The following is a 15435-nucleotide window of genomic DNA, read 5'->3' on the forward strand; positions in this document are numbered from 1 at the left end:
TCGGGCCACGACCGGGGCGGGCGTCCAGGCAAAGCGGCACCAACGGGTTCATATAGGCTGCCGGTTCTGTCCCTGCCGTTCGTCACCACCCGGGAGAGTCACCCGTGAGCGTAGCCACCGCCCACTCCGCATCGGCCGTACCACCCGCCGACGAGACACCCGCGACCGGCGCGGCGCCGACCGGGGACGACGGTTTCTGGGTCGAGCCCGGAGCGGCCGAGACGCGGACCCCCGAGGTCGCACCCGCACCCGAGGTGCCCGCACAGCCGTCCGGGGGAGCGGCTCCCGCGCGGCCCATGTCCGACGAGGCTGCGCCGTCCGGCCTCGACGTCCCCGTCGAGGAGACCGTCGACAACACCCCGGTCGACACCCCGGTCGACGTCGTGGATGAGCAAGTCGCGCGCGACGCACGGGAGTTCGGGGTGTACGCGCGCACCGGTGGCTGGGCCTTCGCGCTGAAGGTGGCGCGGAGTGTGCGGCCCGGCGGGGAGATGGCGGGCGAGACGCCGAAGGTGTCGGCGAAGCACTTCGCCGAGCTGGCGGGATGCTCGCCGGAGCGGGTCATGCGGTACTACAAGGCCTGGGACAAGGCGGCCGACGACGGCATGGTCCCGCACTTCGAGGCGCTGGCCCCCGGCGAGGAGGTCGACCTCCCGGACGCGGACGTGTGGCTGTCGTACTACAGCTCCCGGTCCAGCGCGACCTCCGACCGCGGCACCGCGATCACGGCGGCGGCCGAGGCCGAGGGCATCCGCCCGACCAAGGCGCTGGAGGTCGCCGAGAACCCCACCGCGCTGCGCGCCGCGATCCTCGCCGACCCCTCCACCGCCCAGGCGGCGCGCGCCGCGCTGCTGGACCGCCTCAAGGAGGACCCGGCCCTCCAGACCGAGCTGGCCCGCGACATCGCCCGCACCGACGAGCTGAAGAAGGCCGTAGCCAGCGAGACCCAGGCGGCCAGCCGGATCGGCTACGTCCGGCAGATCGTGGAGAACGGGCAGGTCAAGACCCCGGCCGGGCAGGTCATCGACGCCACCGCCGAACTGCGCGCCGAGGCCGAGCGGCACCTGTCCCTCATCGACGAGCTCGACGACGACGAGGACACCGGCGAGTGGGCGACTGAGGCCTACGACACCGTCAAGGAACTCGTCGTCCAAGCTGTGGAGTCCGACCCCGAACTGCGGGTCCAGGAGCGGCGGACCAAGTTCTACAGCAGCCTCCAGAAAGCGACGAAGGTCTTCGAGGAGCTGACCCTCGACGACGCCGTCGACCTCGACGCGATCTACGAGGACGACATGCTGGAGCGCCTGGAGGAACTGCAGCAGGCGCTGAGCACGTGCATCGCCGCCCTGCGCAAGGCGTCGCCCGGCGAGTGACCGCGGGCCGTCGCCCTTCTGAGCCCCGAGACCCCCTGCATCGCGGGGGGTCTCGGTCGTGCCGGGGGCCGCCCGGAGGCAGGGGAAGAATGCCACTTGCCGTCCGGTGGGTGTTACGTATAACCTCCCGGGAACCCCGAGCGACCCGAGAGGCCCCGATGAGACGCATAGCCCTGGTCACCCTCGTGGTCGACGACTACGACGAGGCCATTCGCTTCTACACCGAGGCGCTCGGCTTCCGGCTCGTGGAGGACGAACCGCGGCCCGACGGCGCCCGCTGGGTCGTCGTCGAGCCCGGGAGCGAGGGACAGGGCGGCGGACTGCTGCTGGCGCGCGCCAAGGACGAGGCGCAGCGCGGCCGGATCGGCGACCAGACCGGCGGACGCGTGGGGTTCTTCCTGCACACCGACGACTTCGCCCGCGACCACGCCCGCATGCGGGCCGCGGGCGTCACATTCCTGGAGGAGCCGCGCCACGAGCCCTACGGCTCGGTCGCCGTCTTCGAGGACCTGTACGGCAACCGCTGGGACCTCCTCCAGCCCGCCGCCGACTGATCCGTCCCACCTCTCGACCCACCCCACCCCGCCGCACCACCTGCCGAGGAACGAACGCCATGTCTGCTACGCGCATAGACACCGAAGTGATCCGCCGCCTGCCCAAGGCCGTCCTGCACGACCACCTCGACGGCGGCCTGCGTCCCGCCACCCTCGTGGAGCTCGCGGCGGAGGTCGGCCACACCCTCCCGGAGACCGACCCGGAGGGCCTCGCCGCCTGGTTCTACGAGGCGGCCAACTCCGGTGACCTGGTGCGCTACATAGCCACGTTCGAGCACACCCTCGCGGTGCTGCAGACCCGCGAGGGCCTGCTGCGCGCGGCCGAGGAGTACGTCCTGGACCTGGCCGCCGACGGTGTCGTCTACGGCGAGGTCCGCTACGCCCCCGAGCTGAACACGCGGGGCGCGCTCACGATGAGCGAGGTCGTGGAGACCGTGCAGGAGGGCCTGGCCGCCGGTATGGCGAAGGCCGCGGCCGCGGGCACCCCGGTCCGGGTCGGCACCCTGCTGTGCGGGATGCGGATGTTCGACCGGGTCCGAGAGGCCGCCGACCTGGCCGTGGCCTTCCGGGACGCCGGTGTCGTCGGCTTCGACATCGCGGGCGCCGAGGACGGCTTCCCGCCCGCCGACCACCTGGCCGCCTTCGAGCACCTGCGCCGCGAGAGCGTGCCCTTCACCATCCACGCCGGCGAGGCCCACGGGCTGCCCAGCATCCACCAGGCCCTCCAGGTGTGCGGCGCCCAGCGCATCGGCCACGGAGTGCGCCTGACCGAGGACATCGTCGACGGCAAGCTCGGCCGCCTCGCCGCCTGGGTGCGCGACCGCCGGATCGCCCTGGAGATGTGCCCCACCTCCAACCTCCAGACCGGCGCGGCGACCTCCGTCGCCGAGCACCCGATCACGGCCCTGCGGGACCTCGGCTTCCGCGTCACCCTCAACACCGACAACCGCCTGGTCTCGGGCACCACCATGACCCGCGAGATGTCCCTGCTCGTCGACGAGGCCGGCTGGACCCTCGACGACCTGCGCACGGTCACCGTCAACGCCCTCAAGAGCGCCTTCCTCCCGTTCGACGAGCGCAACGCCCTCATCGAGAACGTGGTGCTGCCCGGCTACGCCTCGGCGTCGTCCCGCTGAAGCAGTCCTCGTACGTACGCCGCCTGGCCGACATGCTGGAGATCGTCGGCCAGGACACTGACCAGGCGCACGCCGAGGGTGACGGGCGGGGTCCACCGCTCGTCCACGACACGGTCCAGGTCGGCGGGCCCGAGCCCGCGCACGTACTCCACCGTCCGGGCGTGCACGGCGTCGAAGTAGCCGGTCAGCAGGTCACCGGAGTCCACCCGGACCTCGGCGACCTGCTCCGGACCGTGCCCGTAGCCCGTGTCCCGGGCCGGCAGCGCGAGTCCGAGGCGTTTCTCCCAGCCCTGGGACAGCCAGACCTGGTCGAGACCGGCGGCTTCGGCCACATGGTCGTCCTGGATCCGGGTGAGATGCCAGACCAGCCAGGCGACGGAGTTGGCCTCGGGGGCGGGGCGGGCGTGGAGCTCCGCCGGGGACAGCCCGTCCACGGCGGCGTGGACCTCCTCCGAGATCCGGCCGTACGCGTCGATGAGAACGTCCTTCACATCCATACGTCCACCATCGAGCATCGCGGCCGCGCCCGCACCGCCCCCGCCCACCGGCGCCGGTCCCCTTCTCCGGCTCGCCGCGGCCCCCGTCAGCTCCCCGCGGCACCCTTCGTGCCGATGTGGAAGATCCTCAGATCGCCGGTCATGTCGACGACCAGCTCGGTCGTCCTGCCGTTGCCCCAGTGGACGTCGGCGACGCGGGTGATCGGGTCGGTCGGTTTGCCGGTGACCCCCCTTTTTTTCCGTGCTGAGTTCGCAGGTCGGTCCTCGCCCGTTGTCGTTCAGTTGTCGTTCAGTAGAGCTTGTTGACGGCCGTGGTCGTCGTCTTCTTGAAGGCCTTCACCGGCGCGTCCTTGAAGCCGCCCATCTGCCCCCAGTCCACGACGGTGACGGTCCGGCCGTCCCGGCCCACCGACAGGAGGCTGATGTCCATGGCTCCCCAGGACGTGACCGTGGCCACTCCATGGACGCGGGCGCCCTCCTCGACGGCCAGCGTCCCGAGGTCGCGGTACTCGGCCTCGACGTCCGGGTCGGAGGACTCGCTCACACAGTTCTTGAAGTCCTTGTTCAGCCGCGTGGCAAGGGCCTTGGCCTTGCTGTCACTGCCGGTGACGACGACCACCTGCCGGGCGCTGGTCTCCAGGTCCGTTCGGTAGGAGCGGTGGTTGACGTCGTACGCCAGGAACGCGTCGCCCAGGCAGTACCAGAGCTCCTCGGGGAGGCCGTCCTCGATCTTGCCGGCCGTCCAGGAGGACGTGGGGTGCGGCGGGAGCTCGGATGCCGACAGGTACTTCGGGGCGCCGCTCGCCTTCGCGGCGGCGGCCGGAGCGGCGCCGACGGCGAGTGCGGAGCCCGCGGTGACAGCCGCCAGGGCGAGTGCGGTGAGGGTGCGGGTCAGGGTGTGCTTGGGCATGGATGTCCCCCGTGAACGAGTACTGAGTCGTACATGGAATGAATGGGGCCGCTTCGCCGACGACGCCGGATGGTCCGTCCGGCCCTGGTCGGTGCGACACCAAGAGCATCGGTCGTCACGGGGCGTGAGCGCAACGGACTGACTCCGATCCCCGGTCATGGAACCATCCCAGCCCCTCTGACGTGCATGTATGGGGAGTCCCTGGGATGCCGTCCCGGGCGGGGAGGATGTGGAGAACAGTGTCGGCAGCACCGGACGAAGTACGGGAGTTCGCGGAAGCGCTCACGCGTCTCAAGGAACGCACGGACCGCAGTTACGGGCAGCTGGCCCGGCGCCTGGGCATGAACACCTCGACGCTGCACCGCTACTGCGCGGGCGACACCGTCCCGCTCGACTTCGCACCCGTCGAACGCTTCGCCGCGCTCTGCGGCGCGACCGGCGCGGAGCGGCTCGCGCTGCACCGGCTGTGGTTGCCGGCGGTGACGGCGCGGCAGCGGGCGCGGACGGGAGGGGGAGTGGCGGCCGCCGTGCCGGCACCGGAGTCGGCCGACTCGGCCGAGCTGGCCGAGCGAGTCGGTGCTGTCGAGGCGGCCGGTCCGGCCGAACCGGACCGATGCCTATACGCCGCTGGGCCCGCCGGGTCGGACGAGCCCGCAAAGCCCGTCGAGTGCGCCGAGCCGGCCGCAGAATCCGCAGAGTCGGCGGAATCCGCGGTGGCCGCCGGTTCGGCCGAGCCCACGGAGCTCTCGGACCCCACCCAGCCCACCGGGTCCAACGGTCCGGTCGGTCCGGTCGAATCGGTCGACGCGCTCGCGTCGGTGCCTCCGTCCCGGCGGCCCTGGCGCCGCCGTCGACGCACCCTCGTCAGCGCGGCCGTCGCCGCGGTGCTCGTCGCGTCGCTGGGCAGCCTCACCGTGCTCCCGTCCGGGAGGTCATCGGGTGACGACACCGCGGCGGCCAGCGAGCCGACCTCCTCCCGTACGACCTCTGCCGCCCAGCGTCCGTCCGCCGCGCCCACGAGCCCGTCCCCCACGCCGTCGGACAGCGGCGGCAGCACCAAGAGCCCGTCGGGAACCCCCTCGCCGTCGCCCACGCCCACCGAGACCGAGGACCGTCCCACCGAGGACGACGACACCCCCGAGCGGCAGCCACCGGCCACCGGGGTGCCCCTCACCTGGACGGTGAAGTCCCAGCTCTGGGGCCTCGGCTGCGGTCATGACTACGTTGTCGCCAAGCCGCCGAAGGAGGTGCCCCCGCCCCCGGCGCCCCAGGACGCGGCGGTCTGGGCCGCGACACAGCGGGGGGTGCACGGCCGGAACACGATCGTGGAGTTCACGGTCCAGGGACGGAAGTCCACGGACGTCCTCCTGACCGCGCTGCGGGTCCGCGTCGTCGAGCGCGCGGCTCCGGTCAAGGGCTACTCCTACCTCATGGGTGGGGGTTGCGGGGGTCGGGTCACGCCCCGGTACTTCGACGTGGACCTGGACCAGGACCGGCCGGTCGCCCGCTCGGTGGACGGCGCGGATCTGGACGTACGGATCCCGGCCGTGCGCTTTCCGTACCGTGTGTCGGCCGAGGACCCGGAGGTGCTGAAGGTCTCCGCCAAGACCGTGACCTGTGACTGCAGCTGGTACCTGGAGCTGGACTGGTCCTCCGAGGGCCGTACCGGCACGGTCCGGATCGACGACGAAGGCCGTCCGTTCCGCACGACCGGGATCGAGGGACTGCCGCGCTACGACTACGACACCCTGAACCGCCGGTGGACCCCCGTCACCGACTGACCTCGGGACGTTCCGCCGGTGGGTCGAGGAGTTCCATCAGGGCGCGCGCCGCGGGGCTCATGGTCTGCGGCGGCGGCAGCAGTGCGACCGTCTCGTACACGGTCTCGCCCGTGCCCTTGACGTCGAGCGCGACGAGCGAGTCGCGCTTGTGCCGGAAATGGCGCGGGACGACGGCGACACAGAGGTTCTCCCCGACGAGCTCCAGCAGGCTGTGCACGTCGTTGACCTCCAGGGCGACCGTGCGGCGGACCCCGGCGGCGGCGAACACCGCGTCGGTGGTCCGACGCGGACCCCAGTCCGGGTGGAAGTCGACGAAGACCTCGCCACCGAGTTCCTCCGGCGTCACCGGGGCGCCTGCGGTGGCGAGGGGATGGCTCGGGTGGCACAGGACGGTCATCGGCTCGCCGGACAGGGGGACGACGCGCAGCTGGTCGGTGTCCTTCTGCGCCGCCCGCACGGCGAACGCCAGATCGAGGCGGCCGCTCGCGACCTCCTCGGCCAGCGCGCCCGAGCCCGCCTGGCGCAGACAGATCTCCACATCCGGATGGCGGCGCCGGAACGAGGCCAGCAGTCCCGCCACGTTCAGCCCGGCAACACACTGCTCGGACCCCACCGCCAGCATGCCCCGCAGCACGCCCTGCACTGCGGCCACCGCCTCCCGCGCCGACCGCACCTGCGCGAGGATCCGCTCCGCCTCGCCCAGCAGCGCCCGCCCGGCGGGTGTGAGCATCACCCGGCGGGTCGTCCGCACGAACAGCGGCGTCTGCAGCTCCCGCTCCAGGGCCCGGACGGAGGCCGACAGACCCGACTGGGAGACCAGCAGCCGTTCGGCGGCCCGGGTGAAATGCTCCTCCTCGGCGACCGCGACGAAGTGCTGGAGATGACGGAGTTCCATGACTGAGAAGCGTAGGCGCTGAATCCCATCGGATTCTTCTGTTGGACCAATGCCTCCAGGTCGCGACAGAGTGGATACCGGTCCTCAGGGACTCCGGTCCCCCGTGCCCACCTCTCTGGAGTCGCGTTGTACACCGCACACCCCGACCGCTACGCGGACATGCCCTACCGGCGCACCGGACGCAGCGGCCTGAAACTGCCCGCACTCTCGCTCGGCCTGTGGCACAACTTCGGCCCCGACCGCTCCGTCGAGACGCAGCGCGCGATCCTGCGCCGCGCCTTCGACCTGGGTGTCACCCACTTCGACCTGGCCAACAACTACGGCCCGCCGCCCGGCTCCGCCGAGTCCGCCCTCGGCGAGGCCCTCAGGACCGACTTCGCCCCGTACCGCGACGAGTTGGTCATCTCCACCAAGGCCGGCTATCTGATGTGGCCCGGCCCGTACGGCGAGTGGGGCTCGCGCAAGTACGTGCTCTCCTCGCTCGACCAGAGCCTGAAGCGCATGGGCCTGGACTACGTCGACATCTTCTACTCGCACCGCCCCGACCCGGAGACTCCGCTGGAGGAGACGATGGGCGCGCTGCACTCGGCGGTCCAGCAGGGCAAGGCGCTGTACGTGGGTGTCTCCAACTACTCGGCCGAGCAGACCCGTGAGGCCGCCCGGATTCTGGGCGAGCTGGGCACCCCGCTCCTCATCCACCAGCCGCGCTACTCCATGCTCGACCGGCGCCCCGAGAGCGAGGGCCTGCTCGACGCCCTCGACGAACTGCAGGTCGGCTCCATCGTCTTCTCCCCGCTGGAGCAGGGCCTGCTGACCTCCCGCTACCTCGACGGCATCCCTGAGGGTTCCCGCGCGGCGAGCGACAGCCCGTTCCTGAACTCGGAGGCCGTCACCGAGGACCTGGTGGGCAGGCTGCGCGCGCTGGACGAGCTCGCCAAGTACCGCGGCCAGACCCTCGCGCAGCTCGCCCTGGCCTGGACGCTGCGCGGCGGCCGGGTCACCTCGGCCCTCGTCGGCGCGAGCAGCGCCCGCCAGATCGAGGACAGCGTCGGCGCCATCGCCAACCTCGACTTCGACCCGGAGGAACTGGCCCGCATCGACGCCATCATTGAGGGCAAGGGCTAGCCTCCGCCCCCGAACGCCTCGGCCGGTCCGTACGCCCCGGACCGGCCCGGGTCCGCCTACGTGGCGATCCAGGAGAGCATCGTCGCCGACCCGGCCCGAGGAGCCGCCGTCGGCGCATCTGCGTTCGGAGGGGAACAGTGGGGCGCCCAGGCGGGTGCGGCGCCACCACGGGGATTTCGTCGAGGTCGACTCCACCACGTACGCCGTGTCGTCGGGCAGTTCGTCCCGGAGGGAGGCGAATGCTTCCTCGGGATGCAGCCGCGTCCCCTGCCCGGTGGCCGACGCGGGGGCGGGCCGGCAGTCGCCCGTCGGCTCCGTCGCCGCGTCGAGTTCCTTGAGCAGCAGGTCGGCGGCGGCGGCCGGGTCGGCGACCAGAGTCTCGGCACCGCGCCGGAGTGCCCGGCGGGGAGCAGGGGCACCGGCTCGCCGTTCTGGCTGGTGGGAGCGGTGAAGACGGAGGGACGGACAGGGGTCGCGGGTTCTCGCGGACCGGTGTCTGGCGGGTTTCGTGAGGATTGCGCGAGGTATTGACACCCGCACCGCAGGCTTCTACTTTTCCTTCACGCGAACCGGTTCGACATCGAATTCGGTCATACGTCCACCTTCAGTCCAACCTCTGCAGCTGACTGCTCTCCTGCTCCTCCAAAGACAAGGTCGAACCGGTTCGAGTAGGGAGTCCTGTTGAACATCGGTGAGATCGCCAAGCGGGCCGGTGTCTCGCGGAGCACCGTGTCGTACGCGCTGAGCGGCAAGCGTCCGGTGTCGGACGAGACCCGCGCGAAGATCCAGCGGGTCATCGACGACCTCGGATACCGGCCCAACGCGAGCGCACGCGCCCTGGCCAACGGCCGGACCAGCACGATCGGTCTGGTCTTCCCGCCGGCCGGGGAGCACTACACCGGGATGCAGCTCGACTTCATCGGCAGTGTCGTGGAGGCCGCGGCGGCCCATGACTACGACGTGCTGCTGTCGCCGAGCGGTGTGGACAGCGACCGTTCGTTCCAGCGGCTGCTGGGTGAGCGGCGCGTCGACGGGGCGATCCTGATGGAGATCAGGTTGCAGGACGACCGGGTCGATCACCTGGCCGAACTGGACTTCCCCTCCATCGCCATCGGCCGCACGGCCCATCCGGAAGGCGGTTGGTGGGTGGGCCTGGACCACACCGCACTCGCGGCGGCGTGCGTCCATCATCTGGCGGACCTCGGCCACAGCCGCATTGCCTTCGTCAACCGGCCGGAGCAGCTCCTGCGGGCGGGCTACGAGTCCGCGCACCGGGGCCTGGACGGCTTCACCAAGGCCGCCGCCGAGCGGGGGCTGACGGTGCGGACGTACTGCTGCGGCGACGACCCCGCCTCGGGGCAGGCGTGCCTGGAGCAGATCCTGCACGACGATCCGGCCACCACGGGCCTGGTCACCCTGAACGAGGCCGCGCTCGGAGGCCTCTACCGGGGCCTGGCCCACGCGGGCCGCCATGTACCGCGCGACTTCTCCGTGACCGGAGTGGTGGCGTCCCGGTGGGCGGAGACGGTGACCCCGCAGCTCACCGCGGCGGACGTGCCGGCGGAGGAGATGGGACGGCGTGCCGTCGACCTGCTCATCGAGCGCCTCGACCACCCCGGCGCCGTTCCCCGCCATCATCTCCTCGCCCCGCCGATCTCCCTGCGGGCCAGCACCGGCCCCGCCGGCGGAGCCCGCTCCGCGGAAGCCCCGACCACGATCGCTCCGTCCTGAACCGCTCCTCATCTCTGAACCGCTCCTTTCTCTGAACCGCACCCTGCGTAGCCGCAACGTCCCGCCGTTACTTCCCGAGCCGGGACTCCCGGCGCCGCACCCCTTGAACCATGACCACAGACCACGGGCCTTCCCGTTCCCCCTCTCTGCACCGGTCACCCGGACCCGACACCCCCGACATGGCCGTCCGGTGTGCTCGTATGCCTCTCTTTCGCCCCTCTCACGGCACAGCCGTGCCTGGACCAAGGAACCCGCCATGCGTAGAACCGCCAGCCGCCGCCTCGTCGCCACGGCCCTGACGACCGTCGTCGCCGTCGTCGGCACCGCCTGCTCCTCCGGCTCGGGCAGCACCGGTGCCGCCAAGGACGCCGGCGGCACGTACACGATCTGGGACCCGTACCCGCAGTTAGACAAGGGCTCGGCCTGGGCGAAGCTGCTCGACGACTGCGGCACCAAGGCCGGGGTCAAGGTCAAGCGGACCGCCTTCGACACCAGCGACCTTTTGAACAAGGCGCTGCTGGCCGCGCAGCAGGACAACTCCGCCGACGTCCTCATCGTCGACAACCCGGTGGTCTCGACGCTGGCCGAGGCGGGCGTGCTGACCACGACCGACGAGAACAAGCTGGACACCTCCCAGATGGACTCCAACCTGCTTGCCGCCGGCCAGTCGGAGGGGAAGACGTACGGCATGCCCATCGGGGCGAACACCCTGGCCCTCTACTACAACAAGGAGGTGCTGAAGAAGGCCGGTGTGGATGTCGCCTCGGTGAAGGACTGGAAGTCGCTGACGGCGGCGCTGGCGAAGGTGAAGAAGGCCGGCAAGAAGGGCATCACGTTCTCGGCGATCGGCACGGAAGAGGGCAGCTTCCAGTTCCTGCCCTGGTTCTGGGGCTCCGGCGCGGACCTGGTGCACCTCGACTCCGCCGAGGCCGCATCGGCGCTGTCGCTGTGGAAGGACTGGCTGAAGAAGGGCTACGCCCCGAACTCGGTCATCAACAACACGCAGACGACCAGCTGGCAGGAGTTCGCCGGCGGCGACTACGCGTTCGCCGAGAACGGCACCTGGCAGCTCGCAGGCGCCGAGAAGGCGGGCTTCGACTACGGCGTCCTGCCCATACCGGGCGTCAACGGCGGCAACGCCGCGGCCCCGACCGGGGGTGAGTTCGTCACCGTCCCGGTTCAGAGCGACACGGGCCGCTACGCCACCGCGCGGAAGCTGGTCTCCTGTCTGACCAACGCGGAGAACCTGCTCGAGACAGACACCACCCTGTCCTACGTGGCACCCACCGCCGAGGTCCAGGACAAGCAGATCGCCGCGAAGCCCGAACTGGAGCCCTGGGTCCACGCGGTCAGGGCGGCCAAGGGCCGTACCAGCGACGACCTGGGCACCCACTACCCGAAGATCTCCGAGCAGTTGTGGAAGGCCGTGCAGTCCGCCCTCAGCGGTGCCCAGTCACCCAAGGACGCGCTGGCCAAGGCGCAGTCCGCCGCCCGGTGACCGGGAACGGCCGGTCCGCACATGAATCACGTGACACAGATGCCGGATCGCCGGCCCGCACAGGTCCGTAAGGGGGCGGCGGCCACCGCCGCCCCGCGACCGGCCGACGCGCGAGCACGGCGCCGCCCGACCTCCCCACAGTGGGCCGCCTGGGCGTTCCTCGCCCCGGTCACCGTCTACCTCGTCCTCTTCTACGCCTATCCGCTCTACCGCAACCTCGACCTGAGCCTGCGCAACTACACCGTCCGTTCGTTCGTCCAGGGCGACGCGCCGTTCACCGGACTGGACAACTACCAGAAGGTCTTCGACGATCCGGTCTTCGGCCCGGCCCTGACCCACACGGTGGTGTTCACCGTCGTGTGCCTGGTCTTCCAGTACGCCATCGGCCTGGCCCTGGCGGTCTTCTTCCACCAGAGTTTCCGGTTGTCGGCGACCTTGCGGGCCCTGTTCCTGGTGCCGTGGCTGCTGCCGCTGATCGTGTCGGCCTCCACCTGGTCGTGGATGCTCAACACCGACTCCGGTGTCGTCAACGCGGCTCTGCATGCCGTCGGCGTCGGTCCGGTGAACTGGCTGACCTCCCCGGAGTGGTCGCTGACGTCGGTGATCGTCGCGAACATCTGGATCGGCGTCCCGTTCAACCTGGTCGTGCTCCACAGCGGCCTGCAGTCCATCCCGCACAGCCTCTACGAAGCGGCCGCCCTCGACGGCGCGAGCGCCTGGCGACGCTTCTGGAGCATCACCTTCCCGCTGCTGCGCCCGGTGTCCGCGATCACCCTGCTGCTGGGGCTGGTCTACACGCTCAAGGTCTTCGACATCATCTGGATCATGACCAAGGGCGGTCCCGCCGACTCGTCCACCACCTTCGCCACCTGGTCCTACCAGCTCGGCTTCGGCAACCTCCTGCCCGCCTTCGGCCCCGGCGCGGCCGTCGGCAACCTGCTCGTCGCCGCCGCCCTGGTCTTCGGTCTGGTGTACCTGAAGGTCCAGCGAAAGCAGTACGCCTCATGACCAGCCTCACCACCAGCCGCCGGACCACTCCGGCCACACGCCACCCGCACCGCGGCCGGACCACCTGGTGGAAGACGGCCACGGGCCTGACGCTCACCGCCGTCATGCTCTTCCCGGTCTACTGGATGCTCAACGTGTCCTTCACCCGCGACCAGGACATGCGCAAGAGCCCGCCCGACATCTTCCCCGTCCACGGCACCCTGGACGGCTACCGCGCCGTCCTCGAGCAGCAGTTGCCGTACCTCGCAACCAGCCTGGTCATCGGGCTGGGCACGGTCGTACTGACCGTGGCGCTGGCCGCACCCGCCGGCTACGCGCTGGCGAAACTGCGCCCCCGTGGCGGTGGAGTCCTCAGTTTCCTCTTCCTGGTGGCCCAGATGATCCCCGGCATCATCATGGCGATGGGCTTCTACGCCATCTACCTCCAGCTCGGCCTGCTCCAGTCCGTGCCCGGCCTGATCGTCGCCGACTCCACCCTGGCCGTCCCCTTCGCGGTTCTCATCTTCACCGCGTTCATGTCCGGCATCCCCGGCGAACTGCTCCAGGCCGCGCAGATGGACGGAGCCGGGCCGTGGCGCACCTTCCGGTCCGTGGTGCTGCCGATGAGCCGCAACTCGATCGTCACCGTCTCCCTGTTCGCGTTCCTGTGGTCCTGGTCCGACTTCGTCTTCGCCGGCACCCTCGCACGCGGCGGCGCCCACGAGCCGATCACCCTCGGCATCTACCACTACATCGGCAACAACAACCAGGAGTGGAACGCCATCATGGCCACCGCCGTCGTGGCCTCCCTGCCGGCCACGGTGATCCTCGTCCTCGCCCAGCGCTACGTCGCCGCCGGCGTGACCGCCGGGGCCGTCAAGGACTGACCACCCTCACCCCCACCGCCGGTGACCCCCGCTGAAGAAACGAGTACCACTGATGACCGCCGCCCCGTCCGGCCCGGCCTTCTCCCTGCACGACATCCCGTTCAGCACGCACGGATCCTGGTTCGGCATCTCGCCCGTGCTGGGGGAGAAGACCCGCGCCGAGGACCTCCACCTCGTCTCGCACCAGAACGGCATGCACGCCGTCCTGCGCCTCACGCCCCTCGACGCGATGACGGGCGAGCGCGCGTGCACCCGCGTCGAGGCCACTCCGGGCCTGCTCAGCTGGACCGGTGAGCAAGGACGCATCCGCCTCGCCTACGCCTCACCGGACACCGTCCGTCTGCACGGCGAAGGACTGGGCCTGCGCATCAATGCGGCCGCCGACACGCTGACCCCCTTCACGGGCACCTACTTCTACCGCGACCCGGTGGACGGCGCGTACGTGTTCACCTCCTACGAGACCGGGCGCCGCTACCGGGTCACCGTGCTGTCGGGCACGGTCGCCGAGGTGTCCGGCAGCCAGGCCCTCGGTGCCGGGGAACGAGGCGTCACCGTCACCGCGGCACCCGGCGGAGTCTGGGACGCGGCGATCGAGGAACTGGACAGCGCCCGCCTGCCCCACACGTCCTCCGAGACGTTCGACGCCGTCGTGGCGAGGGCCGAGCAGGCCTTCGCCACGTTCGTCGACGCGGTGGCACCCTGGCGCTCGTCCGGCACCCCGGCCGCCGAACTCGCCGCGTACGTCCTGTGGTCGGCGACGGTCCGCCCGGCGGGGCTGGTCACCCGGCCCGCGGTGCTGATGTCCAAGCACTGGATGGACAAGGTCTGGAGCTGGGACCACTGCTTCAACGCCCTCGCCCTGGCACCCGGAGCACCGGCCCTGGCGTGGGACCAGTTCTCCCTGCCCTTCGACCACCAGGACGAGGCCGGCGCCCTGCCCGACTCGGTGACCCACTCCGAGGTCCTCTACAACTTCGTCAAACCACCCATCCACGGCTGGACCCTTTCCCACCTGCGCAGACGGCTACCCGAACCTCTCAGCCGGACCGAACTCGCCAAGATCTACGGCAGATTGGCACGGTGGACGGACTTCTGGCTCACCGCCCGCCGCGCACCGGGCGCCGCTCTGCCCCACTACCAGCACGGCAACGACAGCGGCTGGGACAACGCCACCACCTTCGACCCCGAACGCGTCGTCGTCACCGCCGACCTCGCCGCCTTCCTCACCCTCCAGCTCCGCGAACTCGCCCGCCTGGCCACCGAGCTGGACCTGCCCGACGCCGCCCGGCGCTGGACCGGCATCGCCGAGGCGACCCAGGCCGCGATGCTCGACGAGCTGTGGACAGGAGGGCGATTCGTGGCCCGCGGCGTCGACACCGCCGCGACCTGGGACAGCGCCAGTCTGCTGGACCTGATGCCGATGGCGCTGGGCGAGCACCTGCCCGAGCACATCGGCAAAACCCTGGCGACCCGGATCGAGGCCCACCTGACCTCGTACGGACTGGCCACCGAACTGCCCACCTCACCCCACTACCTCTCCGACGGCTACTGGCGCGGCCCGATCTGGGCCCCCGCCACCGTCCTCATCGAAGACGGCCTGCGCCGCGCCGGCCACCACCGCCTCGCCGACGAGATCAACGCCCGCTTCCGTGCCCTGTGCGAAACCCACGGCTTCGCCGAGAACTTCGACGCCCTCGACGGAACCGGCCTGCGCGACCGCGCCTACACCTGGACCGCCGCCGCCTACCTGCTCCTCGCCGAGGCCCACGCGCTCCGACCCACCGACCCGGCCCGAGCGGCCGACGGCTGACAGACCCACCGGGCGGAGCCGCGCCCGGGCAGTACCGCCCGAACGTCTGGGCATCGCCTCCATGGTCGGTGAACGCTTTGCCGTCGGCATACGTATGGACGGGAGCCGAAAGCCCCCGGTCGGAGGCCCCTTCGCAGCGTTTCGGCCAATCGCACCCTCGCATATGCCAGGAGACTGGCTGAATTGGCATGGTGACAGAGGGTCAGGAGTGGCGATACTCGACTGACAGGGCGATTGAGTCATGAACGAAC

The 15435-nt window shown here is 70.8% G+C and carries 13 protein-coding genes; 10 read left to right on the forward strand and 3 right to left on the reverse strand.

Annotated features, from left to right (window positions below):
* Positions 1-104 precede the first annotated feature (104 nt).
* From ACZ9QC_RS40585 to ACZ9QC_RS40595, 3 genes are all read left to right on the forward strand, one after another.
* Positions 105-1373 (forward strand): hypothetical protein, encoded by a 1269-nt coding sequence (locus tag ACZ9QC_RS40585; protein ID WP_472917692.1) that lies wholly within the window; start codon positions 105-107, stop codon positions 1371-1373.
* Positions 1374-1531: 158 nt separating this feature from the next.
* Positions 1532-1927 (forward strand): VOC family protein, encoded by a 396-nt coding sequence (locus ACZ9QC_RS40590; RefSeq protein ID WP_472917693.1) that lies wholly within the window; start codon positions 1532-1534, stop codon positions 1925-1927.
* A 59-nt stretch (positions 1928-1986) separates the two neighbouring features.
* Positions 1987-3063: an adenosine deaminase gene (locus ACZ9QC_RS40595; RefSeq protein ID WP_472917694.1), complete on the forward strand. Its 1077-nt coding sequence runs from the start codon at positions 1987-1989 to the stop codon at positions 3061-3063.
* On the opposite strand, the gene ACZ9QC_RS40600 is transcribed toward ACZ9QC_RS40595, so the two are convergent.
* Together ACZ9QC_RS40600 and ACZ9QC_RS40605 are read right to left on the reverse strand one after the other, a co-directional pair.
* Entirely contained in the window at positions 3039-3560 is a 522-nt protein-coding gene (locus tag ACZ9QC_RS40600) for a mycothiol transferase (RefSeq protein ID WP_472917695.1), read from the reverse strand. The genes ACZ9QC_RS40595 and ACZ9QC_RS40600 overlap by 25 nt on opposite strands.
* A 289-nt stretch (positions 3561-3849) precedes the next feature.
* Positions 3850-4470 carry a hypothetical protein gene (locus ACZ9QC_RS40605; RefSeq protein ID WP_472917696.1) on the reverse strand — a complete coding sequence of 207 codons (621 nt, stop codon included), beginning with the start codon at positions 4468-4470 and terminating at the stop codon, positions 3850-3852.
* 206 nt (positions 4471-4676) lie between these two features.
* Between ACZ9QC_RS40605 and ACZ9QC_RS40610 the strand changes: the two genes are divergently transcribed.
* The gene (locus ACZ9QC_RS40610) at positions 4677-6251 is read left to right on the forward strand and encodes a helix-turn-helix domain-containing protein (RefSeq protein WP_472917697.1); all 1575 of its coding nucleotides are present in this window, start codon (positions 4677-4679) and stop codon (positions 6249-6251) included.
* Here the strand turns inward: ACZ9QC_RS40610 and ACZ9QC_RS40615 are convergent.
* Positions 6241-7146, reverse strand: coding sequence for a LysR family transcriptional regulator (locus ACZ9QC_RS40615; RefSeq protein ID WP_472917698.1), 906 nt, complete (start codon positions 7144-7146; stop codon positions 6241-6243). The two genes, ACZ9QC_RS40610 and ACZ9QC_RS40615, sit on opposite strands and share 11 nt — an antisense overlap.
* 126 nt (positions 7147-7272) lie before the next feature.
* On the opposite strand from ACZ9QC_RS40615, the gene mgrA reads away from it, so the two are divergent.
* From mgrA to ACZ9QC_RS40645, 6 genes are all read left to right on the forward strand, one after another.
* On the forward strand, positions 7273-8271 hold the full coding sequence (gene mgrA / locus ACZ9QC_RS40620; RefSeq protein WP_472917699.1) for an L-glyceraldehyde 3-phosphate reductase: 999 nt from the start codon (positions 7273-7275) through the stop codon (positions 8269-8271).
* 681 nt (positions 8272-8952) lie between these two features.
* Positions 8953-10002: a LacI family DNA-binding transcriptional regulator gene (locus ACZ9QC_RS40625; RefSeq protein WP_472917700.1), complete on the forward strand. Its 1050-nt coding sequence runs from the start codon at positions 8953-8955 to the stop codon at positions 10000-10002.
* A gap of 256 nt (positions 10003-10258) precedes the next feature.
* The gene (locus ACZ9QC_RS40630; protein WP_472917701.1) at positions 10259-11500 is read left to right on the forward strand and encodes a sugar ABC transporter substrate-binding protein; all 1242 of its coding nucleotides are present in this window, start codon (positions 10259-10261) and stop codon (positions 11498-11500) included.
* Positions 11501-11539: 39 nt separating this feature from the next.
* Positions 11540-12508: a carbohydrate ABC transporter permease gene (locus ACZ9QC_RS40635; RefSeq protein ID WP_472917702.1), complete on the forward strand. Its 969-nt coding sequence runs from the start codon at positions 11540-11542 to the stop codon at positions 12506-12508.
* Positions 12505-13374 carry a carbohydrate ABC transporter permease gene (locus tag ACZ9QC_RS40640; protein ID WP_472917703.1) on the forward strand — a complete coding sequence of 290 codons (870 nt, stop codon included), beginning with the start codon at positions 12505-12507 and terminating at the stop codon, positions 13372-13374. The genes ACZ9QC_RS40635 and ACZ9QC_RS40640 overlap by 4 nt, the downstream gene beginning before the upstream one ends.
* 52 nt (positions 13375-13426) lie before the next feature.
* Positions 13427-15184 (forward strand): amylo-alpha-1,6-glucosidase, encoded by a 1758-nt coding sequence (locus ACZ9QC_RS40645; RefSeq protein WP_472917704.1) that lies wholly within the window; start codon positions 13427-13429, stop codon positions 15182-15184.
* Positions 15185-15435 lie beyond the last annotated feature (251 nt).

It is taken from the genome of Streptomyces sp. HUAS MS02 (genome assembly GCF_055702265.1).

Excerpts from the sequence above, each read along its gene's own strand:
- ACZ9QC_RS40590 (WP_472917693.1), top strand. The coding sequence starts at position 1,532 with ATGAGACGCATAGCCCTGGTCACCCTCGTGGTCGACGACTACGACGAG.
- ACZ9QC_RS40595 (WP_472917694.1), top strand. The coding sequence starts at position 1,987 with ATGTCTGCTACGCGCATAGACACCGAAGTGATCCGCCGCCTGCCCAAG.
- ACZ9QC_RS40600 (WP_472917695.1), bottom strand. The coding sequence starts at position 3,560 with ATGGATGTGAAGGACGTTCTCATCGACGCGTACGGCCGGATCTCGGAG.
- ACZ9QC_RS40605 (WP_472917696.1), bottom strand. The coding sequence starts at position 4,470 with ATGCCCAAGCACACCCTGACCCGCACCCTCACCGCACTCGCCCTGGCG.
- ACZ9QC_RS40610 (WP_472917697.1), top strand. The coding sequence starts at position 4,677 with ATGCCGTCCCGGGCGGGGAGGATGTGGAGAACAGTGTCGGCAGCACCG.
- ACZ9QC_RS40615 (WP_472917698.1), bottom strand. The coding sequence starts at position 7,146 with ATGGAACTCCGTCATCTCCAGCACTTCGTCGCGGTCGCCGAGGAGGAG.
- ACZ9QC_RS40630 (WP_472917701.1), top strand. The coding sequence starts at position 10,259 with ATGCGTAGAACCGCCAGCCGCCGCCTCGTCGCCACGGCCCTGACGACC.
- ACZ9QC_RS40635 (WP_472917702.1), top strand. The coding sequence starts at position 11,540 with ATGCCGGATCGCCGGCCCGCACAGGTCCGTAAGGGGGCGGCGGCCACC.
- ACZ9QC_RS40640 (WP_472917703.1), top strand. The coding sequence starts at position 12,505 with ATGACCAGCCTCACCACCAGCCGCCGGACCACTCCGGCCACACGCCAC.
- ACZ9QC_RS40645 (WP_472917704.1), top strand. The coding sequence starts at position 13,427 with ATGACCGCCGCCCCGTCCGGCCCGGCCTTCTCCCTGCACGACATCCCG.